This is a genomic window from Acidovorax sp. SRB_14 (assembly GCF_012932145.1).
Taxonomy (GTDB): Bacteria; Pseudomonadota; Gammaproteobacteria; order Burkholderiales; family Burkholderiaceae_C; genus Simplicispira.
On the sequence record NZ_MWOK01000001.1, the window covers coordinates 200774 to 220658 of the forward strand.

16 protein-coding genes are annotated in these 19885 nt (G+C 57.5%); 4 read left to right on the top strand and 12 right to left on the bottom strand.

The window, feature by feature from the left end:
• Positions 1 to 70: 70 nt before the first annotated feature.
• The 3 genes from ligA to smc form a co-directional block, all read right to left on the bottom strand.
• A complete protein-coding gene (gene ligA, locus B2J86_RS00910) occupies positions 71 to 2239 on the bottom strand; it encodes an NAD-dependent DNA ligase LigA (RefSeq protein ID WP_173024494.1) in 2169 nt (722 codons plus the stop codon).
• A gap of 176 nt (positions 2240 to 2415) precedes the next feature.
• Positions 2416 to 3519 carry a cell division protein ZipA C-terminal FtsZ-binding domain-containing protein gene (locus B2J86_RS00915; RefSeq protein ID WP_169170453.1) on the bottom strand — a complete coding sequence of 368 codons (1104 nt, stop codon included), beginning with the start codon at positions 3517 to 3519 and terminating at the stop codon, positions 2416 to 2418.
• Between the two features lie 19 nt (positions 3520 to 3538).
• Positions 3539 to 7066 carry a chromosome segregation protein SMC gene (gene smc, locus B2J86_RS00920; RefSeq protein WP_173024495.1) on the bottom strand — a complete coding sequence of 1176 codons (3528 nt, stop codon included), beginning with the start codon at positions 7064 to 7066 and terminating at the stop codon, positions 3539 to 3541.
• 356 nt (positions 7067 to 7422) lie between these two features.
• On the opposite strand from smc, the gene B2J86_RS00925 reads away from it, so the two are divergent.
• The 4 genes from B2J86_RS00925 (at position 7423) to B2J86_RS00940 (ending at position 12417) form a co-directional block, all read left to right on the top strand.
• Positions 7423 to 8088, top strand: coding sequence for a cistern family PEP-CTERM protein (locus B2J86_RS00925; protein ID WP_169170455.1), 666 nt, complete (start codon positions 7423 to 7425; stop codon positions 8086 to 8088).
• A gap of 517 nt (positions 8089 to 8605) precedes the next feature.
• Positions 8606 to 9229, top strand: coding sequence for a PEP-CTERM sorting domain-containing protein (locus B2J86_RS18045; RefSeq protein ID WP_240965083.1), 624 nt, complete (start codon positions 8606 to 8608; stop codon positions 9227 to 9229).
• A 773-nt stretch (positions 9230 to 10002) separates the two neighbouring features.
• Positions 10003 to 11691: a sensor histidine kinase gene (locus B2J86_RS00935; RefSeq protein ID WP_173024496.1), complete on the top strand. Its 1689-nt coding sequence runs from the start codon at positions 10003 to 10005 to the stop codon at positions 11689 to 11691.
• Between the two features lie 9 nt (positions 11692 to 11700).
• A complete protein-coding gene (locus tag B2J86_RS00940; RefSeq protein ID WP_169170462.1) occupies positions 11701 to 12417 on the top strand; it encodes a response regulator transcription factor in 717 nt (238 codons plus the stop codon).
• Between the two features lie 33 nt (positions 12418 to 12450).
• Here B2J86_RS00940 and B2J86_RS00945 read toward each other — a convergent pair whose 3' ends face one another.
• From B2J86_RS00945 to B2J86_RS00985, 9 genes are all read right to left on the bottom strand, one after another.
• Positions 12451 to 13359: a type II secretion system F family protein gene (locus B2J86_RS00945; protein WP_173024497.1), complete on the bottom strand. Its 909-nt coding sequence runs from the start codon at positions 13357 to 13359 to the stop codon at positions 12451 to 12453.
• Between the two features lie 11 nt (positions 13360 to 13370).
• Positions 13371 to 14363, bottom strand: a complete 993-nt coding sequence (locus B2J86_RS00950; RefSeq protein WP_173024498.1) for a type II secretion system F family protein — start codon at positions 14361 to 14363, stop codon at positions 13371 to 13373.
• A gap of 11 nt (positions 14364 to 14374) precedes the next feature.
• Positions 14375 to 15748, bottom strand: a complete 1374-nt coding sequence (locus B2J86_RS00955) for a CpaF family protein (RefSeq protein WP_173024499.1) — start codon at positions 15746 to 15748, stop codon at positions 14375 to 14377.
• Between the two features lie 47 nt (positions 15749 to 15795).
• The gene (locus B2J86_RS00960; RefSeq protein ID WP_173024500.1) at positions 15796 to 16947 is read right to left on the bottom strand and encodes an AAA family ATPase; all 1152 of its coding nucleotides are present in this window, start codon (positions 16945 to 16947) and stop codon (positions 15796 to 15798) included.
• Between the two features lie 19 nt (positions 16948 to 16966).
• A complete protein-coding gene (locus tag B2J86_RS00965) occupies positions 16967 to 17416 on the bottom strand; it encodes a TadE/TadG family type IV pilus assembly protein (RefSeq protein ID WP_173024501.1) in 450 nt (149 codons plus the stop codon).
• Positions 17413 to 17883, bottom strand: a complete 471-nt coding sequence (locus tag B2J86_RS00970; RefSeq protein ID WP_173024502.1) for a TadE family protein — start codon at positions 17881 to 17883, stop codon at positions 17413 to 17415. The genes B2J86_RS00965 and B2J86_RS00970 overlap by 4 nt, the downstream gene beginning before the upstream one ends.
• A gap of 9 nt (positions 17884 to 17892) precedes the next feature.
• Positions 17893 to 19152, bottom strand: coding sequence for a pilus assembly protein TadG-related protein (locus B2J86_RS00975; RefSeq protein WP_173024503.1), 1260 nt, complete (start codon positions 19150 to 19152; stop codon positions 17893 to 17895).
• Positions 19153 to 19226: 74 nt separating this feature from the next.
• Complete coding sequence (locus B2J86_RS00980) at positions 19227 to 19433, bottom strand: Flp family type IVb pilin (RefSeq protein WP_173024504.1); 207 nt, start codon at positions 19431 to 19433, stop codon at positions 19227 to 19229.
• A gap of 171 nt (positions 19434 to 19604) precedes the next feature.
• A complete protein-coding gene (locus tag B2J86_RS00985) occupies positions 19605 to 19877 on the bottom strand; it encodes a hypothetical protein (protein ID WP_173024505.1) in 273 nt (90 codons plus the stop codon).
• Positions 19878 to 19885 lie beyond the last annotated feature (8 nt).

Here is a 19885-nt window from a genome sequence, read left to right on the forward strand (position 1 = left end):
TTGAAAAAGCCGCCACAGGGGCGGCTCGGGCGGCGCACAAGTGCGGGGCGTGGCGCTGCGCGTGCCGCCTTCATGGCGCCGCCAGCAGCGCCAGCATGCCCGCCTCGTCGAGCACGGGCACGCCCAGCGCTTGCGCCCTGGCGAGTTTGCTGCCCGCGTCCGCGCCGGCCACAACGTAGCTGGTTTTCTTGCTGACCGAGCCGGCCACCTTGGCACCGGCGGCTTCGAGCAGGTCTTTGGCCTGGTCGCGGCTGAGCGTGGGCAGCGTGCCGGTGATCACCACCGTCGTGCCAGCCAGCGCCTGGGCCGCGCGCTCGGCGGGGGCGCCCTCTTCCCAGGCCACGCCGCAGGCGCGCAGCTGCTCGACCACCTCGCGGTTGTGCGGCTGGTCGAAAAAAGTGCGCAGGCTGTGCGCGACCACGGGGCCGACATCGTTGACCTGCAGCAGCTGCGCCTCGGTCGCGTCCATGATCGCGTCGAGGCTGCCGAAGTGGCGCGCCAGGTCCTTGGCCGTGGCCTCGCCGATGTGGCGAATGCCGAGGGCAAACAGAAAGCGCGCCAGCGTGGTGCGCTTGGACTTCTCCAGCGCCGCGAGCACGTTCTGCGCCGACTTGTCGGCCATGCGCTCGAGCGCCAGCAGCGAAGTCAGGCACAGCCGGTACAGGTCGGGCAAGGTGCGGATCACGCCCGACTCGACCAGCTGGTCGACCAGCTTGCCGCCCAGGCCCTCGATGTCCATGGCGCGGCGCGCGGCAAAGTGCAGCAGGGCCTCCTTGCGCTGGGCGGCGCAGAACAGGCCGCCGCTGCAGCGGTGGTTGGCCTCGCCCTTTTCGCGCACCACGTCGCTGCCGCAGACCGGGCAGTGCGCGGGCATGCGGAAGTTGGGGACGTAGGGCCGGCGCGGCACACGGGCCCGTTCGGCGATCAGGGCCTTGGCATCGCCGCCGCCGTGCGCAAGCGCTTGGGCATCGGGCAGGCCCGCCGCCCCGCTGGAGGCCACCCGGCCCACGACCTCCGGAATCACGTCGCCGGCGCGGCGCACCACCACGGTGTCGCCCACGCGCACGCCTTTCTTGCGGATCTCGAACACGTTGTGCAGCGTCGCGTTGGTCACCGTCACACCGCCCACGAACACGGGCGCCAGGCGCGCCACGGGCGTGAGCTTGCCGGTGCGGCCGACCTGCACGTCGATGCCTTCGACGCGCGTGACCATCTCCTGAGCCGGGTATTTGTGCGCCACGGCCCAGCGCGGCTCGCGCGTGAGGAAGCCCAGCTGGCGCTGCAGGTCGAGCCGGTTGACCTTGTAGACCACGCCGTCGATGTCGTAGGGCAGCTCGTCGCGGGTGGCGCCCACGCGCTGGTGATACGCTATCAATTCAGAAGCACCCTGCGCAGTCTCCACCTGGTCTGCGACCGGAAAACCCCATGACTTGAGGGTTTGCAGCAGCGCGTAGTGCGTGGCAAACGCGGGGCCGCCCTCCTCCGCCGGCGTGACGGCCCCCAGGCCATAGGCGAAGAAGCTCAGCGGCCGCTGCGCGGCGATGCCCGAATCGAGCTGGCGCACGGCGCCGGCGGCGGCGTTGCGCGGGTTGACGAAGGTCTTGCCGCCCTGCTCGCGCTGGCGTTCGTTGAGCGCCTCGAAGTCGGCGCGGCGCATGAACACCTCGCCGCGCACTTCCAGCAGGGGGGGCACGCCCGGCGGCAGCGTCAGCGGAATCTGCCGCAGCGTGCGGATGTTGTGCGTGACGTTCTCACCGACCTCGCCATTGCCGCGCGTCGCGGCCTGCACCAGGTGGCCGCGCTCGTAGCGCAGGCTCATGGCCAGGCCGTCGAACTTGGGCTCGGCCACGTATTCGACCGGCGGGTCGGACTCGTGCAGGCCCAGCTCGCGGCGCACGCGCGCATCGAACGCCTGCGCGCCGCTGCCCTGGGTGTCGGTTTCGGTGCGGATGCTGAGCATCGGCACATCGTGGCGCACAGGCGCCAGGCCTGCCATCACGGCGCCAATCACGCGCTGGGTGGGCGACTCGGGCGTGACCAGGTCGGGGTGTTGCGCCTCCAGCGCTTCGAGCGCCTGGTAGGCGCGGTCGTATTCGGCGTCGGGCACCGTGGGCGCATCCTGCACGTAGTACTCGTGCGCCCAGCGGTTGAGCTGTTCCCGAAGCGCTCTTATTTGAATAGCAGCCTGGGCTTGTCTGGTGGGCTCTGGTGTCGGAAAAAGATCCAGGTTTTCGGTCATCTCAGCTCTCATGGATCTGCGCGCTGCCCGCAGCGCATGCAACTGGCGCGGCCCAGGCCAGCGGCCGCCGCGCAAGGGCCGCCCCGCCGCGCTGGCGGCGTCCCCCCTCCCGCATCGCGCAGCGAGGCGAGAGAGGGGGGATGGAGCGAAGCGACACAGGGGGGTGTCCCATGCCTTCAGCTGAACAGGCGGCGCGCCAGCACCGAGCCCGCCGACAGATCGCGGCTGTCGAGCTTGTCGTAGAGCAGTTCCAGGTCGGCCGCGATCGGCTCCATGGCCATGGCGGGCAGCGGCGTGCCGTTCTGGTCGCACAGCACGCCGTCCATGGCCTCGCACAGCGCCGCGGCCGCTTCGCGCAGGCGCGCGAAGGGCTGCTCGGCGCGGTTCACCTGCGACACGTCGAGGCTGATGAGCAGGTCGCGCACGGCCGACTGCTCCATGTCTTCGGACAGCGCCGCCTGCGCGTCGAACACCAGGCTCAGCACCGGCGGCAGGCCGGGCGTGCCGGCGGGCAGCACCATGCGCCCGGGCATGGCGCCGGGCACGAAGCCCAGGCGCGCGGCGTTTTGCTGCAGGTAGCCGGGGCTCCACGCGGCCTGGCGCGCGCGCAGCACGAACGCGAGCTGTGCATCGTGTTCGCTGGCGAATTGGTCGAGCTCGCGCGCACGCGCCACCTCGTGGCGCATGTCGGGGAAGTCGGGCGCGGCGTTGACGGCGTCGGCAAACGCCTGGGCCTTGACGACGAACTCCGAAAACTCGATCTCGTTGAGCGCGCCGGTGCGGTTGGCCAGCTGCACCCCCGCCTGGAACGCGTGGTAGCGCTGGCCGGCCACGGGGGTTTCCCAGTGCTGCGTGCGTTCGTTGTAGCCCTCGATGGCAAACGGTTTGCTGCCGGCGCGGCGCGTCGGCGGCAGCGCGGCCATGGCCGCGTCGCCCGACACCGGGTGGTCGGCCTGCAGCGGAGCGATCGCGTCGATCAGCGCATCCAGGCCCGGGCGGCGCTCGGGTGGCGGAGGCACCGGCAGGTCGAGCGCGTCGTGCAGGTCGACGCTGTGCGGCGCGGGCTCGGCGCCTGGCGCCAGCGCGTGCGCTTCGGTTTCGGGGCTCGCCGGGATGTCGAAGCCGGGCTCCTGGCGCAGCGCGGGCTCGGCGGCGCGCTCGCCCTCGGGCGGCAAGGCCTTCTTCGGGGTGTTCCGGCGGGCTGTCCAGGCGTTGTAGGCCACGATCAGGGCCAGCAACAGGGCGCCGATGACGGCCAGGCTGATTTGCAAGGTGCTCATGGTGGTGTGGGGTTGGTGTTCAGGCCGCGTCGGCCATGGACAGGGCGGACTCCATGTCCACCGCGACGATGCGCGAGACGCCCTGCTCCTGCATGGTGACGCCAATCAGCTGCTCGGCCATTTCCATCGCGATCTTGTTGTGGCTGATGAACAGGAACTGCGTTTCGCGGCTCATGCTCGAGACCAGCTTGGCGTAGCGCTCGGTGTTGGCGTCGTCCAGCGGCGCATCGACCTCGTCGAGCAAACAGAAGGGCGCGGGGTTGAGCTGGAAGATGGCGAAGACCAGCGCGATGGCCGTGAGGGCCTTTTCGCCGCCCGAGAGCAGGTGGATGGTCTGGTTCTTCTTGCCCGGCGGCTGGGCCATGACCTGCACGCCGGAATCGAGGATTTCGTCGCCGGTGACGATGAGCCGGGCGTTGCCGCCGCCGAACAGCTCGGGGAACATGCGCCCGAAATGGCCGTTGACCGCCTCGAAGGTGCCCGAGAGCAGCTCGCGCGTCTCGGCGTCGATCTTGCGGATCGCGTCTTCGAGCGTGTTCATGGCTTCCGTCAGGTCGGCGGTCTGCATGTCCAGGAAGGTCTTGCGTTCGCGCGCAGCGGCCAGTTCGTCGAGTGCGGCCAGGTTGACGGCGCCCAGCGCGGCGATGCCCTGGTGCAGCCGGTCGATCTCGCCCTGGAGCCCGGCCACGCGCACGTTGCCCTCGGCAATCGACCGGGCCACGGCCTCCAGGTCGGCCTGGGCGTCGGCGAGCAGCGTGGTGTATTGCTCGAGGCCCAGGCGCGCGGCCTGTTCCTTGAGCTGGAACTCGGTGATGCGCGCGCGCAGCGGGTCGAGCGCGCGCTCGAGCTGCAGGCGCCGTTCGTCGCTGGCGCGCAGCTGGGTGCTCAGGCCGTCGTAGGTGCTGCGCTGGGCGGCCAGGGCGTGCTCGCGCTCCATCTTCAGCGCCAGCACGTCTTGCAGGCCGCCCTGCGCGGCCGCGTCGGACAGGCGCTCGAGCTCGCCCTGGGCGCGCACGCGCTCGTCGGCCAGCGCCGTCGCCTGGCCCGAGGCCGTCGCCAGCGTGCGCGAGAGTTCAGCCCGGCGCGCCTCGACGCTGCGCTGCGAGAACGTGGCCTCTTGCGCCTGGCGCTCCAGGCTGCGCTGCTGCTCGCGGCACTCGTGCAGCTTGCGTTCGGCCTCGATCACGCGGTCGCCCAGCTGGGCGTGGCGCTCCTGGCTGTCGGCCAACTGCATGTCGAGCTCTTCAAAACGCGCTTCGGCCGTCACGCGGCGCTCCTGCAGTTCGGCCAGCTGCTCCTCGACCTCGGCCAGGTCGGCACCGATCTGTTCGCTGCGCGCGCGCGTCTGCTCGACCAGCTGCGACAGGCGCAGATGCTCGACCTGCAGCCCGTGCGCGCGGCCCTGCGCCTCGGTGGCCTCGCGGCGCACGGCGGTGAGGCGCTGCGCGGCGTCGGCATAGGCGCCCTCGGCGCGCACCAGGGCCGTGCGCGCCTCGTCGGTGATCAGCGCCTGCGCGCGCAGTTCTTTCTCCAGGTGCTCGATCTCTTGCGCACGCGCCAGCAGGCCCGACTGCTCGGAGTCCTGCGCATAGAAGCCGACGCTGTGCCGCGTAACCACATGGCCACCGGCGATGTAGAGGGCTTCGCCGGCCTGCAGCTGGCTGCGCCGGTTCAGGGCTTCATCGAGCGACTGGGCGGTGTAGCAGCCCTGCAGCCAGTCGCCGAGCACGGCGCGCAGGCCGACATCGTGCAGGCGCAGCAAATCGGCCAGGCGCGGCAGATCGCTCGCAGGCTCGGGTGCCGAGGCCGCAGGGGGGCTGAAAAACGCCAGCTTGGCCGGCGGCGCATCGGCCCCGCCCGCGCCCAGAAAGCCGCGCACGCTGTCCAGACGCCCCACTTCGAGCGCGCCGATGCGCTCGCGCAGCGCCGCTTCGAGCGCGTGTTCCCAGCCGGGCTCGATGTGGATGCGGCTCCACAGCCCCTGCAGGCCCTCGAGCCCGTGCTTGGCCAGCCAGGGCTGCAGCTTGCCGTCGGTCTTGAGCTTTTCCTGCAAGGCCTTGAGCGCTTCCATGCGTGCCGACAGGTCGGCCTGGCGCGCGGCTTCCTGGTTCACCGCCTGCTGGCGCGTGCGCCGCTCTTCGTCCAGACGCGGCACGGCGTCCTGCAGCTCGGCCAGGCGCGCTTCGGTCACTTCGACGCCCTCCTGCGCGGCGGTCAGCTGGCCGTGCAGGTTGACCAGGCGCGCCTCGTCGGGCGCGGCCAGGGCATTGCGGTCGGCGCGCAGGCGCTCGTAGCGGGCGTCCTGCTGACGGCTTTGCTCGTCGATGCTGCGCTGTTCGGCGGCCAGCACCTGGATCTGCTGCTGCACCTGCACCACCGCCGTGCGCTGCTCGTTGGCGTGGTGCTGGCTTTGGCGCAGGGCTTCCTCGAGGTCAGGCAGCTGCATCGCCTGCTCTTCGACCTGGGCGGCCAGCAGTTCGGCCCGCTCTTCGGCATCGACTCCGGCCCCGGCCAGGTTCTCCAGTTCGAACTCGGCCTCCTCCTTGCGCTCGGACCACTGCGTGATCTGCTCGGCCAGCGCGACCAGGCGCTGCTGCACGCGCTGGCGGCCTTCGATCACGTAGCGGATCTCGGCCTCCAGGCGCCCCACCTCGGCCGTCGTCTCGTAGAGCTTGCCCTGCGCCTGGTTGACCTGGTCGCCAGCGGCGTAGTGCGCCTGGCGGATGGTCTCCAGTTCGGACTCGATGTGGCGCAACTCGGCCATGCGCGCTTCAAGGTCGTTCACGGCCTGCAGGCCGTCCATGCGCACCTTGGCCTGCTCGGCCTCGGCGTCGGCGCGTTTCAAGAACCATTGCTGGTGCTGCTTGAGCGTCACGTCGGCCTGCAGCGCGTTGTACTTCTGCGCCACCTCGGCCTGTTTTTCGAGCTTTTCCAGGTTGAGGTTGAGCTCGCGCAGGATGTCTTCGACGCGGGTGAGGTTTTCGCGTGTGCCCGAGAGCCGGTTCTCGGTCTCGCGGCGGCGCTCCTTGTATTTGGAGACGCCCGCCGCCTCTTCGAGGAACAGGCGCAGCTCTTCAGGGCGCGATTCGATGATGCGGCTGATGGTGCCCTGGCCAATGATGGCGTAGGCGCGCGGCCCCAGGCCCGTGCCCAGGAACACGTCCTGCACGTCGCGGCGGCGCACCGGCTGGTTGTTGATGTAGTAGCTGCTGGTGCCATCGCGCGTGAGCACGCGCTTGACGGCGATCTCGGCGTACTGGTTCCACTGCCCGCCCGCGCGGTGGTCGTTGTTCTCGAACACCAGCTCCACGCTGGCCCGGCTGGCCTGCTTGCGCGTGGTCGTGCCGCTGAAGATCACGTCCTGCATCGACTCGCCGCGCAGCTCGCTGGCCTTGCTCTCGCCCAGCACCCAGCGCACCGCATCCATGATGTTGGATTTGCCGCAGCCGTTGGGCCCCACCACACCCACCAGCTGGCCGGGCAGCAGGAAGTTGGTCGGTTCGGCAAACGACTTGAAGCCGGAGAGTTTGATGGAATTGAGTCGCACGAATCACCTGTAACACCGCGCCGCTGCGCAGCGCCAGGGCCGGGCGGCAGTCGCCGCCGGGCGCGCTGACGTGCCCGGCGGCTCAAGGGGTGAATGTTAACTGAGGCAATGGCAATGCCGCGTGGCTGGGCGCTTACAACGCGTCCGAAGCGCTAGAGACGAAACAGGGGAAAGCACCGTTCGGCGGCTTAGGAGGAGAAGGCACCTCCATATTTGTCGAACATTTTTACATTTCGTCGCAGATACCGACGCAAGGCGACGCTAACGCATTGATTTCACTCATTATTTTTGAAATGGCATACATCGTGCTTGCTTGTTGCAGTGTGCAACGTGCACATACAACCGAGGGAGCCACCATGAAATTGAAGAAAGTTGTTCAAGCAGTTGCCCTTTGTGGCGGATTGATGGGAATGGGCAGCACCCATGCTGCGCTCATGCTTTTCGACAGTGTGTCCGATACGGGTTCGATCCTGTATTCGACGACCCGAGATGGCGCCACGCTGTCTGCCACGATGCAGTTCACGCTCAACTCGCTGTCGGCCCAAAGCGCAACCTTTGGGCTGAAAGTTTCCAATGATTCCAGCGGCCCGGGCCAGAACCGGCTGATGTCATTCGGGATTGACATGGTCAGCCCCACACTGACGGGGGCTTCGGCGACCGGGTCCTGGGATGCTGGAATCAACAATACATTCCCGTCATTCGCGACTGTGGATCTGTGCATTTGGCGCAGCAACAACTGCTCCGGCGGTGGCAACGGCAATGGACTTTCCGAAGGAGGGAGCGATACCTTTTCGCTGACCCTCACAACCGCTGGCAACTTCCTGACGAATGGGATTTCGTTCACAAGCCCCTTCAGCGTCAGGTTTCAACAAGTCGGCAATGGTGGCAATAACTTTGAATTCGCAGGTTGTGTTTTGGGCACATCCAATTGCGGTCCAACGCAAGTTCCTGAGCCGGGATCGATTGCGCTGATGGGTATCGCCTTACTCGGCGCATCGTGGGCACGCCGCCGCAAGATTTGATCTGGAAAGGGCAGCGTACTTTGCCAGGCAATCCCGGTGAGGTACGTGCTCATCGAACGCCACGAGCATGGGCACATGGTGCGGGCATGCGCAAGGTCGTGGGCATTGCGCCCCAGCGGTTACCACGCCTGAAGGGCAAGAGCCGCGCACCCTCGCGCCAAGGATGATCTGCGACTGCAGGGTCTGCTCAAGCTGGCGCCTGGCCTGCTTGTGCGTGGTCATGCCGCTGAAGATCACGTATTGCACCTTCTAACGACACCTTGGCCATTGCCTTGGTGCAGCAGTGCCAAATGAGCTCCTGTTCAGACTGGCCACGACCATGGCCAGCAGTTGAACGTTTGTATTTTCTGCTTCTGAGAACATCCATTAAGTCCATAACAGCCGTCGGATTTTTTGACAGTTTTTTGAAGATACGGTAGAGGTAGCAATGTAAGTGATTACCCTACAAAGAAAAAAATTTCTGGCACGCATATTGCTCATAGCTTGGCACCGCACTTTTTTCTAGGAGCCAGCAATCATGACCACCAAACTTTATGCGTTGGCGCTGGGCCTGGCAGGCCTTGCATTCGGCGGTGGTGCTACCGCCAATACCATCAGCTTGACCCCTGTCGTTGGCAACCAGTTTCAACACTCTGTTGAGAGCCCTTGCGTCTTTAGCAGCCCATCGTGCCAAAACCCGGCGAGTTTTCCTTCGCAGCCTTTGCCTTCTCAAGGCAATGTGACCAACTGGGATCTTCTTTCACCCGCCTACACCGGGCAGACCCTTCTTAATGTCATTGGTACGGGCAACACGCTTCGGCTTGGTCTCAATTTGAATCAGACGAATGCTAATTCTCCACAAACGCTGGTAGCGTTCGATATGCGTGTGAACGACATTATCGTCGACACATTCACGGGCCCAGTCAGCGTACCTGACATCAATAACGGGCTTGGCTTCGCAGACTACCTGCTGGGCAACTTCTCCTCATTTTCCGCCACCGATAAAGTTCAGTTCCGCTTCGCCTTCGCCGATGCAAATGACGGCCCTGAAATTGTGTTCGTGCTCGGCGCCCCCGGTACCGCAGTTCCGGAACCTGCCACCCTGGCACTCTTGGGGCTGGGCTTGCTGGGCGCATGCTTTGCACGCCGCCGCCGCAGCTAATTATCTGGAAAATATCGATTCAAAACGGGCCCTGTAAGGGCAATGCCAGTCAGCTCACGCTGACTGGCATTTTTTATTGGAAACCTGGAAATTCAGTTGTCGACGACTTTCGGGAAGTGCCGCTCGGCGCAACGCGGCGGCGGCACGGCAGGTCTGACAATCAATGGCTTGAGGTCGGCTTACCCGATGCTGACGGCATCCCCGCCGCAAATTATCAGCGGCACGCATCGGCCACTGCCAATGCGACGCCGACACGATATCGATGCTCCGCAGCTTGTCACCCGGCACCGACTGACAGAACCGCACAGCGATCCAAGGCCTGCCACGGTTCTGCAAGGCTCAGCTCCCCCAAGTCCATAACGCCGATCTAGGCATCCAGCAGCCCATGGCTGTCGATGTCCATCAAGGTGGTGGCACCCTACCCTTTTCGCACTGCCATCTGGTCTTCTTGAATGCGTTGCATATCAACAATCAACTGCGTTGTGCAAGGCTTCGCCCCAGATTTCCAGCGCCGCAACAACCTGATTTTTATGCACTCTTCAGAACGTTCAACCGTCACGGTCGGCTTTGCTGGAGTTGAAAAAATCGAGTGCAGCGCACCCAACCAATTCATGCGTACCCGCGGTGTAAGAAATCACTGATCGCGTATGCGGAGCAAATTAAAGAGGAGGACAAGTCTTTTATTGATTGTCATGCATCAAAGTGTTAAATTAGTCTGCATCGGTGCGGTGAATCAGGATTGTTGAACCCATGTTCTTGAGCAGAGAGGGCACATGCTGAAATCCAATGATGACATAAAAGGCGAAACTGATTCAAGTTTTGCAATGAATTCCGCCGATGCAAAAATGGTCAGCCGAATGCGCATGGTCTTGGCCGTCTCGGTGCTACTCGCCGTTTTTGTTGACCCCTCAGGTTTGAGCAGCAGAGAAAATTTCACTTGGCTTGTATTTTTCGGATACTTGTTCCACAGTATATTTATTTATGTTTTCTCCCTGCGCGAAAAGCCATTCTCGCAAAGCATCCTGGTTCACCGACTGGATGTATTGTGGTTTGCGCTTATTGTTATTTTCACCGGTGGGGTGGACAGTTTTTTCTTTCTGTTTTTTTTCTTCGCCATTCTCACCTCCTCTTTTCGATGGGGTTTCGAAGAGGGTGCTAGAGTCACCGTTGCATCGGCCATACTATTTTCTGCATCTGGCTTGGCACTGGAAACGCAAAGCGATTTATCTCGATTATTTTTGCGCACCACCTTTCTGCTGACCTTCGGCTATATGAGCGTGTACTGGGGCGAATCAAAAGTAAGATTAATGCACCAGCTTAATCTTCTCCGTGATGTAAGTCGCTTATCCAATCCTCGATTTGGAGTCGATCAAACCATTGTTAACGTACTGGAAAAAACGCGACGGTTTTTCAAGGCCAGAAGCTGTATTCTGGTACTGCGCGATAAAGAGCTTGGCACTTATTTTCTTCGCACGATAAAAGACAAAAATTCAACATCAGCGATCAGTGCCGATGCAGTGAATGCAGAAGCCGCTGCGCCTCTGATGGCGGTTTCTGACGACCACATCATTGCATACACCAGCCCGCTCTGGCTTTTCTCGTCGTCTTTGTTTCAGAAATCGATGGCCTATGACTGCTCCAGGGAACGATGGGAGAAGCACGAAGCAGAGTCCATTAAAAATCTCGCTGAAATTCTGGATACTCGGTCCTTCCTCAGCGCACCTTTGTCATTAAGGCGACAACACGGTCGAATTTATTTACTCTCGCCCAACGAATCATTCAGCAAAGCGGATGCTTTATTTTTAAGCCATATTTTGGCACAAGCCTTTCCTGCCATTGATAATATTGACATTCTCGATAGAATGGCTTCAGAAGCCGCACTGCAGGAACGGCACAAAATCTCATTGGATCTCCATGATACTGCCATCCAGCCATACATCGGCTTGAAGTTGGCACTGGGAGCCATTCGAAACAAGGCTTCTGCCGACAACCCACTTATTGAGGATATTGATAAATTAGCACGGATGGCAGAAAAAGTAATTGGTGATTTACGCCGTTTTGCCGCGAACTTTAAAAATCGGCACAGCAAAATCGAACCCGTTTTTCTCGTGGCTTTGAATCAACAGGCGGAGCAGCTTAAAGAATTTTATGGAATTGACATCAGCATTACCATAGCGGGCGAATTCAGGGTAAGCGATCGTTTGGCTATAGAGATATTACAGCTCGTGCGCGAAGGATTGAGCAACATCTGCAAACACACTCTCGCAGAAAAAGGACATGTAAAAATTCACCATATCAACGAATCCATCAAGATTGAAATTGAAAATGAAAATCAAGGGCACCAGCCTGTAGCTTTCACCCCAAATTCTCTAAGTGAAAGGGCCGCTGTGCTGGGAGGCAAGCTGCATATTAATCACGGTCCAGATGGCAATACGGTCGTTCACGTTGAAATACCTGTATAGGGTGGTTCTATGACATTTTCATCAAAACCGATTCGCGTCCTGCTCATAGACGATCACCAGACCATGCTATGGGGGCTTGTCAAACTGATTGAAAGTGAAAAGCCGCGAATGGAAGTGGCAGGAACCGCAAGAACCGGTGAAGAGGCCCTTGAGAAAATAGGCTCTCTGCATCCGGATGTTATTTTGCTGGATCTTGATCTGGGCGGAAAAAGCGCTCTCGACATTCTCCCCGCGCTGCTGTTGAATCCTGCCTCGCAGGTATTGATTTTTACCGGAGAACGCAACCAGGCGACGCTCGATCTGGCAGTTCTTCGAGGTGCACGTGGGATTTTGCGGAAAGACGCATCAGCGGAACAAGTGCTGAAGGCCATCGAAAAAACGGCCGAGGGAGAAATGTGGCTTGACCGTGAAACGCTCAGCAGGGTGTTCAGGGAATTTACGACTACCAAACTCACCAAAAAATCGAACCCCGAAGCGGAAAAACAGGCCAGCCTGACCCCTCGGGAAAGAAAAATCATTTATGCCGTTATCGAAGGTAATGGTGCGCACAACAAAGCGCTTGCTGATCGGCTTTTTATATCCGAGCATACCCTGCGAAATCATCTGACTGCGATTTACCAAAAGCTGGGCGTCAGCAATCGCCTTGAGTTGTACGTTTACGCATCCAAGCATCAGCTTGGCAACTTGGGTTCTTCGGGCAATCCAGATGCGCAGACAACCCCTTGAATTTACCAGGCAAAATGGACAGAACATTCACGCTCATCCCTTACCGCCCAACATCGGAAGAAGGGTGCGAATCACCTGAATAACTGCAGGTCCCATGATGACCATTATAATGGAAGGAAATATGCAGAGCACCAGGGGAAATAACATTTTTGTAGGCACTTTGGCTGCCATTTCCTCAGCCCGTACCTGACGTTTATGGCGCAGATCATCGGAAAAAACCCGCAGCGACTCGCCAATGCTCGTTCCAAATTTGTCTGCCTGGATCAGCATTACTGCAAAAATGCTGATTTCCTCGATACCGGTGCGAAGTGCAAGATTTTGCAATGATTTTTCCCGGGTGCCACCGGCCCTCATTTCCAGATTGGTCAGATGCAACTCTTCGGCCAGTGCAACACTTTTGATCTGAATTTCCTCGGAAACTTTGGTCAATCCCGCATCCAGTCCCAGACCGGCTTCCACGCAGACAAGCATCAGATCAGCCGCATCGGGAAAGTTTTCAAAAATTTCCTGCTGGCGGCCTTTAATTTTAAAATACAGAAACAAATTCGGTAAATAACAGCCGATCAGAGCTGACAGCAGCATATAAAACAAGAACGTCGTACCCGTTTTTCCCACGGCTCTGAGCGCTATAAATGCAGCTGCTGAAAATACAATTGGCATCAGTGTCTTGCAGCCAAAATAAATAATATAAGCATTCTTATATCGAATCCCGGCATTCAAGAATTTGATTCGAAGTGGGGATTTTTCAAAATCACCAGCCGGTAAAGACAACTTGGCCAATGGACCAGCGATTTTCACAAAGGTTTCTGTCCACCGCGGTTGTTCAGACGGTCCTGCCATGGCTTGCAAACGTTTCTCGGTCTTGCTTGGCACCAGCCATAGATAAAGTCCGATGAGTCCCAAGGTGACAGAAAAAAATACAAGGTAAGGAAGTAATGACATTTGCATTTCCTTTATACGTGTATCTTTATTATTTTCCTGAGCATCAGCGCGCCGAAAGCCATCAGGATGAGCATGTACTTGATAATTGAAATGCCGATAGGGTCGGTCCATAACGGCGCCATGAAAGCCGGATTCAAGAGATACATCAAGCCAGCCAATGCAAAAGGCATGATGCCCAATATCCAGGCCGACAAGCGTCCTTCCGAGGATAAAATTCTTACCTTTGAAAGCAATTTGAGCCGTTCGCGAATCAAGCGGCTCAAATTACCAAGGACCTCGGTCAGGTTGCCGCCGGAGTCGCGTTGAATAAGTACCGATACGATGAAATAACGCAAATCGGTCAGGGGGATGCGAACGCTCAGGTTTGTCAGCGCCTGCTGCAGCGAAACACCGAAATTAACTTCGTCGTGCACAACACGAAACTCTCCAGCGACGGGCTCCGCCATTTCATCGCCCACCATTTGCAAGGCCGATGAGAAAGCATGGCCAGAGCGCAGGGCACGGGTGATCAGATCGAGTGCATCAGGCAATTGCTTTTCGAACTTGTCCAAGCGGCGTGTTCTTTGATAGCTGACATACAACAGGGGGACCGTTGCAAAGATGGCTCCTACCACTGCCCCCAGCAAGAGCGACTGGTGCGCCAGGTAGATCACCAGCGTGAAGCTGATGGCGCCCAGTGCTGCGCAGGTCAGTAAAAGCCTGGATACGGTCCAGCTGAGTCCCGCCTGAAAGATGAACCGCCCTAATCCTTCCGCTTTGGCCATGCCCAGCAGAAAACGCGCGATGACGGGCACGTCACTGAGCATTCCCTGTTTCAACAGTTGCGCCTGTTTGGTGTGATCCGAGGACGCCGAGAGCGCTTGCAAGCGCTTTTCAATTTTCTTGGCCTCGGGACCCTTGTACGACTTCCAGAACAGGTAAACCCCTTCGAGCAACAAGAGCACCGCCACGAAAACAAGCACCGATATCACAAGGAAGGCGTTGCCGCCAAGGGTTTGCAGCATGCTAACTCCTTTTATTCGTAATGTTTCGCGGGGTCGAACATCGCATCAGGCAACACCACCCCAAACGAGCGCAAACGCTCCGCAAACTTAGGTCTGACGCCGGTTGCCTGAAAATGGCCTTGCACCTCGCCTGCTGCACTGATACCGGTTTGCCTGAAGGTGAAGATTTCCTGCATGGTGATGATTTCACCTTCCATGCCGGTGATCTCCTGAATGCTGGTGATCTTGCGTTTTCCGTCAATCAGCCTCAGCCCCTGGATCACGACCGTAATCGCCGACGCAATCTGCTGACGGGCGGCCTTGTGTGGAAGGTTAAGATTGGCCATGCCAATCATGTTTTCAAGCCGCGATAAGGCATCGCGCGGCGTGTTGGCATGGATGGTGGTCAGCGATCCTTCATGGCCGGTATTCATGGCCTGCAGCATGTCCACCGCTTCAGCGCCGCGAACTTCGCCAATCACGATACGGTCAGGCCGCATCCGAAGGGCGTTGCGCACCAGTGCGCGCTGGGTAATTTCACCCTTGCCTTCAATATTGATGGGCCGGGTTTCCAGTCGGACCACGTGGGGCTGCTGCATCTGCAGTTCGGCCGCATCTTCGATGGTGACGATGCGCTCTGACTCGGGGATATAGCCCGACAAAATGTTGAGCAAGGTCGTTTTGCCAGCACCGGTGCCGCCCGAGATGATCATGTTGACTTTGGCTTTGCACAGACCTTCCAGCATGAACGCCATTTCTGGCGTCAAGCTCTTGAGTTCCATCACCAGGTTTTCCATTCGCAGTGGAATATTGGCAAACCGGCGAATCGACATCATGGGACCGTCTAGCGCTACCGGCGGAATCACCGCATTGACGCGCGACCCATCTGGCAGCCTGGCATCCACCATGGGGCTGGACTCATCAATGCGCCGCCCTACCAGCGACACGATTTTGTCAATGATGCGCAGCAGGTGCTTCTCATCGGTAAAAGTGACGTTGGTCAGCTCCAGCCTGCCCTTGCGTTCCACATAAATCTGCTGGTAGGAATTCACCAAGATATCCGACACCGTGGGGTCGGCCATCAACAGTTCAAGCGGCCCGAAGCCGAGCATTTCATGCTGGATGTCGCGGATCAGCGTGCGCCGCTCAATGTCATTGATAGCGGCTTGCTCCTCAAGGAGCAGGCGCTCCACCATGGTGGCGATTTCCTGGCGCAGGATGACGGGCGACAAATTCTCCAACGCCGCCAAGTCAAACTTTTCGACCAGCTTGAGATGCATCTGGCCCTTCAATACCTTGTAGGCCTCACTGGCAACGTGGCCCTGATTCGCATCGTTGACGGCATGAAGCGGCCGCGGCGCAATGGGTTCTGCGGCGACGGCATTGAGTTTGTCTCGGAAGGACATTTTTTAACTCCCATTCAATGGAGAAAAACCAAGGGCAGCGCTGTACTTCATGCCCGCCGAAACAAACGCCCCAGCAAGCTGCGGTTGTCTTCCTGCTTCGGGCTGAGCGACAAGGCGAACTCCGCCAAACTTTTTGTCACCGTATTGGAAGATGCCATTTCGGCCAGGGCGTCGCCGTGATTGATCGATGCATTCACTTCTTTGTACGAATTTGGCACGGTGCGAAGGCTGACAGTGCCCAGCGAGCGCTGAATGCCATCAAGGCTGATGTCTCCCCCTTTTTCAAAGCGGTTGACGATCATCTCGATCTTGTCTTCCGGATAACCCAGCGACTTGAAGACAGCCAAGAGCTTGCTTGCATTTCGAATACCTGGCAGCCCGGCCTGCAGCACCGGAAAGATGCGGTAAGCCCGGTCCAAGGCCTTGATGGCCATCGTGTCCAGGGTACGGCCCATGTCCAGCAGCACAAAGTCGTACTGGGTCACCGCCAGACCGAGGATCGTGTCAATATGCTCGGGCTTGATCTCCATTGCTTTGGTCAGGTCCTCAGGCGCCGCCAAAATGCTGTAGTTGGCAGAAATTTTGACGGTGCTGGCAGAAAGGAAGGATGCATCCAGACGACTGATGTCATGCGCCACATCCGCCAATGTGGAAGCTGGCTGGCCGTCGTGCACAAAAGACAGGGCATCACCAAACTGCAGATTCAAATCGATCAGCAGAACCGAGTTCGTTTCCGCCAACTGGTGGGCCAGATTGGTCGCTATGAACGTGGCACCACTTCCGCCTTTGCAGGGCATGAAAGCCAGTACCTTGCCTACGCCCTTGGGTTTGGTTGTGATCAACTTGGCCGCAATGCGGCTGACAGCTGCCTCCAGCGCCTCCGCGATCACCGGTGAAGGCAGAACTTCGCGCACTCCTGCCCGCATCGAGTTGATCAGGAACTCCGGCGTCTGGGTCGCGCAGAGCAGAATGACCGCGATTTTGGGATGGTGGGTGGTGACATATTCGACTTGAACCAGTTCGTGTGGGTCGCAGCACATGCCATCCACCAGCATCAGGTCTGGCTGCTCTTGTTCAACCACCGCGCGCATCCGGCTCTTTCCACCATCAAAGAGCGTGACGGTGTGCAATTGCGCCTGAAGCACCTTGCCCATGTCTTGCAGGTGATTCTTGTTGGGGGAAATAAGAGCGATTTTCATTTTGTGCTTTCACTGAAATTCAGGAGCAGACAGCAGCACTGTCAGGATCTTGTCCCATGACCTCCCTGGGCAGGTATGTAGAAAATCCCGGCATGGGTATCGATCCATAGTTGCTAAAACCGACGGGGGATATCCATTGATAATTTAGACCATTAATTCGAACATTGACACCAGCGCAATTGGTGTGGTTGCAACTGGTGCTAATGTTTCCAGTTTGGTCATACCAATCAATCTTGACGTTGCTTGCGGTAAGCTGTGGCAAAAACTTCTTCATGTTGCTCAAAACCACGGTGGCATCTTTGTCACAAACCACCGAAGCGCGGGCACCCCAGCGGGTGGCTTCATTAGCCGCATTCCAGGTCCATAACATGCGTGAGAAATCGATAATACCGAGCAAAAACGTCAAAAAGACAATGAGCACCAAGGCAAACTCCACCATGGTAGCCCCGGCTTGTTTTTGATTTTTCATGATTGAGCTCGCATGGTTGCACTGATCTCACCAAAAGAAATATCACCTTTGGAATCACCAAAAACAACCCCAAAAGCATTGGATATCAACGATTTAAATTTGTATCCAGTCACGCTAATGGTGACGACATTGATTGACGGATTGGCACCTTTAATATTCCATTGAATATTTGCAGCAGGGACATTTTCAAGTTTTAATCCAATAGCCAATGGAAGATCGCCAATACCAGGATTTGGATTTCCATATACAACGAGATTTCTTGCTATAGTTATTTTTCCTAGATCATTGACTTTTATCGTTGGATCTTGCATGGAAAGATAGCGAGCAGCATCACGCACTGACTTAGTGATAGTGTTGTACTGATAAATGGCACGGCCAAATTCCGTGGCAATAAATGTCAGAATCAGCAAAAGCGGGAGTATCAAGGCGAATTCAATAATCGCCACCCCATGTTCTTTATTTTTCATTTTTACCCCTTATTGCACTAGAGAAGGAACGCGAACTCCGTCGGATCCTCCCGGTGATCCAGCCGTAGCACATGGATTATTTTTACCTGCACTGGCATCACTGATGAACTCGATCCACATCTTGCTTTTTTTGCCGCTAGCATTTTTTTCTAAAGGGTGAAGCATCAAAAAACACCCAAAGGCCTTCACATTCATAGTGGCGCAATCGATTATTGGAGCTGTTATAATTCGACGATTAGCACCCAACTTATGCGTGGCTATGCTACTTGAACTTCCTTGTGTTTTTAGATTTTTAGTATCAGGATTTTTATTATCCCCCTCATAGGGATCATTGTTAGCACGGTGGTATTGAAATCCTTTATTTGAGACATCATCGTATCGTCCTAGCATGCTTGACGGAACTGTGTCGCTACTTTCATACCAAGAATAACCCGTAAGGTCTGGCGTACTGTTTGCGGAACTGTATGAACCTTTATATATTCCAAATCTAGTGTTCCATGCCTCAACGGCCCCATTGGATTTTCCTGACTTCCCGATATCATTAACTTTTGTAGTTTTACCCGGAAGTCCACACTGACCATTACCAGAAAGTAAATCTTTTATTTCTCGTGTCCCTCCTCCATTTCCCGTAAAGTCTACCCAACGGAATTGACCGCCGACCTCCACTTCTTCATTATCATTAGTTACGCCCTTAACCCATTCACCCCTAGTGAATCCCAAGGGATTCGATGGGCTGTATTGGCAAACCCCAACAGGAATTAGGCAATTGGTTTGAGATGGCACTTTGGTGGCTACTGCGAGTGCGCCAACACTTTGTGTTTTTCCATAATCTGCATTGCCACTAAATGCCCCCATGGCTTGCAATAGCCAGGGAGCGAATCCAGATTTAATATGCGTGCATTTGACATACTTTGCTTTGTCTGTCGGCGTGAAATTGTGACTGTAGCTTCCGGTCAGCGAGTCGCTGAAAGCAATGTCGGTAGCGATGATTCCTGCTGATGCCCCCTGAAAATGTACTTTGTTGAGATTTCCCGCTGTCATTCCAGCGCTGGCTGCTCGCCCGACGCTACCGCCGTTTGGGAGCGCATCGGGGGCCCCATCCAGCTCTTGCGCCGCTGCCAAGGCACAACTGTCCATGGCGGTTTGCAACTCCGTCTTCACAATAAAAAGGCGGCCAAAGTCCAGCGCAATCCCCATAAATCCGAGCAGGAAGAGCAGGGAAAGTGCTACGGTGACAATAACTGCACCTTTTTGACGATGGCGATTCATAATATTACTCTTGGAATAATTTAAATAAACATTGAAATGACGCAACTTATGAAGCGCGTCATCTCTAAATTTAATTAAACACAAGCGGCTGAACCAGTCAAGCAGACTCCAACTCTATCAATCCATTTACTAAAATCCGTCCCAGCCAATGCAGCCATTGCTACAATTAAAGCAATAGAAACTACAGCAATAATCAAAGCATATTCAATAATCTGGGCACCCTCCTCATCTTTTGCAAAGGAACGGATGGAGTTGTTGACTTGAGTGAGAAATGTGTTCATTTGATAGCCTCTTAAAGTTAATAAGTTAAAAATTTAAAAAATTTCCTGCGGCAATAGCATTGATGTCACTACATGGATCGCCCTCCTATCTAATAATTTGCAAAAATAGAACATTGAATAAATATCCTTGCTTTGTATTTTTTAATAAGTCAACCCTTGGCTTATGGGTTGCTATTTACCTCCTCCAATGCCTCCTCCAATATTGATCACATTGACCGGTGGCGGCGGTGCTTTGTATGTTCCCTGGTAAATAATCATCGACTCCCTGGCCGATTTGCCGTCCATTCCCAGCACCTGGTCTGGATTCCTGCCAGCGTCAGGGTTAATCATCATTTTTAGTTTGGCTTCGCGAACGGCATCGCCGAACTTCGCGTCGTAGTTGGGCGTCACCGAGGCGCAACCTGTCAGCAAGGTGATTAGCAGGGCAATTGCAGGTGTGTTCATAATCGCTC

What these genes read in the sequence shown, in the direction of transcription:
- B2J86_RS00915 (WP_169170453.1), bottom strand. Translation starts at nt 3,519, where the DNA reads ATGAGCACCTTGCAAATCAGCCTGGCCGTCATCGGCGCCCTGTTGCTG.
- B2J86_RS00935 (WP_173024496.1), top strand. Translation starts at nt 10,003, where the DNA reads ATGCTGAAATCCAATGATGACATAAAAGGCGAAACTGATTCAAGTTTT.
- B2J86_RS00975 (WP_173024503.1), bottom strand. Translation starts at nt 19,152, where the DNA reads ATGAATCGCCATCGTCAAAAAGGTGCAGTTATTGTCACCGTAGCACTT.
- ligA (WP_173024494.1), bottom strand. Translation starts at nt 2,239, where the DNA reads ATGACCGAAAACCTGGATCTTTTTCCGACACCAGAGCCCACCAGACAA.
- B2J86_RS00945 (WP_173024497.1), bottom strand. Translation starts at nt 13,359, where the DNA reads ATGTCATTACTTCCTTACCTTGTATTTTTTTCTGTCACCTTGGGACTC.
- B2J86_RS00980 (WP_173024504.1), bottom strand. Translation starts at nt 19,433, where the DNA reads ATGAACACATTTCTCACTCAAGTCAACAACTCCATCCGTTCCTTTGCA.
- B2J86_RS00970 (WP_173024502.1), bottom strand. Translation starts at nt 17,883, where the DNA reads ATGAAAAATAAAGAACATGGGGTGGCGATTATTGAATTCGCCTTGATA.
- B2J86_RS00965 (WP_173024501.1), bottom strand. Translation starts at nt 17,416, where the DNA reads ATGAAAAATCAAAAACAAGCCGGGGCTACCATGGTGGAGTTTGCCTTG.
- B2J86_RS00955 (WP_173024499.1), bottom strand. Translation starts at nt 15,748, where the DNA reads ATGTCCTTCCGAGACAAACTCAATGCCGTCGCCGCAGAACCCATTGCG.
- B2J86_RS00950 (WP_173024498.1), bottom strand. Translation starts at nt 14,363, where the DNA reads ATGCTGCAAACCCTTGGCGGCAACGCCTTCCTTGTGATATCGGTGCTT.
- B2J86_RS00940 (WP_169170462.1), top strand. Translation starts at nt 11,701, where the DNA reads ATGACATTTTCATCAAAACCGATTCGCGTCCTGCTCATAGACGATCAC.
- B2J86_RS18045 (WP_240965083.1), top strand. Translation starts at nt 8,606, where the DNA reads ATGACCACCAAACTTTATGCGTTGGCGCTGGGCCTGGCAGGCCTTGCA.
- B2J86_RS00960 (WP_173024500.1), bottom strand. Translation starts at nt 16,947, where the DNA reads ATGAAAATCGCTCTTATTTCCCCCAACAAGAATCACCTGCAAGACATG.
- B2J86_RS00985 (WP_173024505.1), bottom strand. Translation starts at nt 19,877, where the DNA reads ATGAACACACCTGCAATTGCCCTGCTAATCACCTTGCTGACAGGTTGC.
- B2J86_RS00925 (WP_169170455.1), top strand. Translation starts at nt 7,423, where the DNA reads ATGAAATTGAAGAAAGTTGTTCAAGCAGTTGCCCTTTGTGGCGGATTG.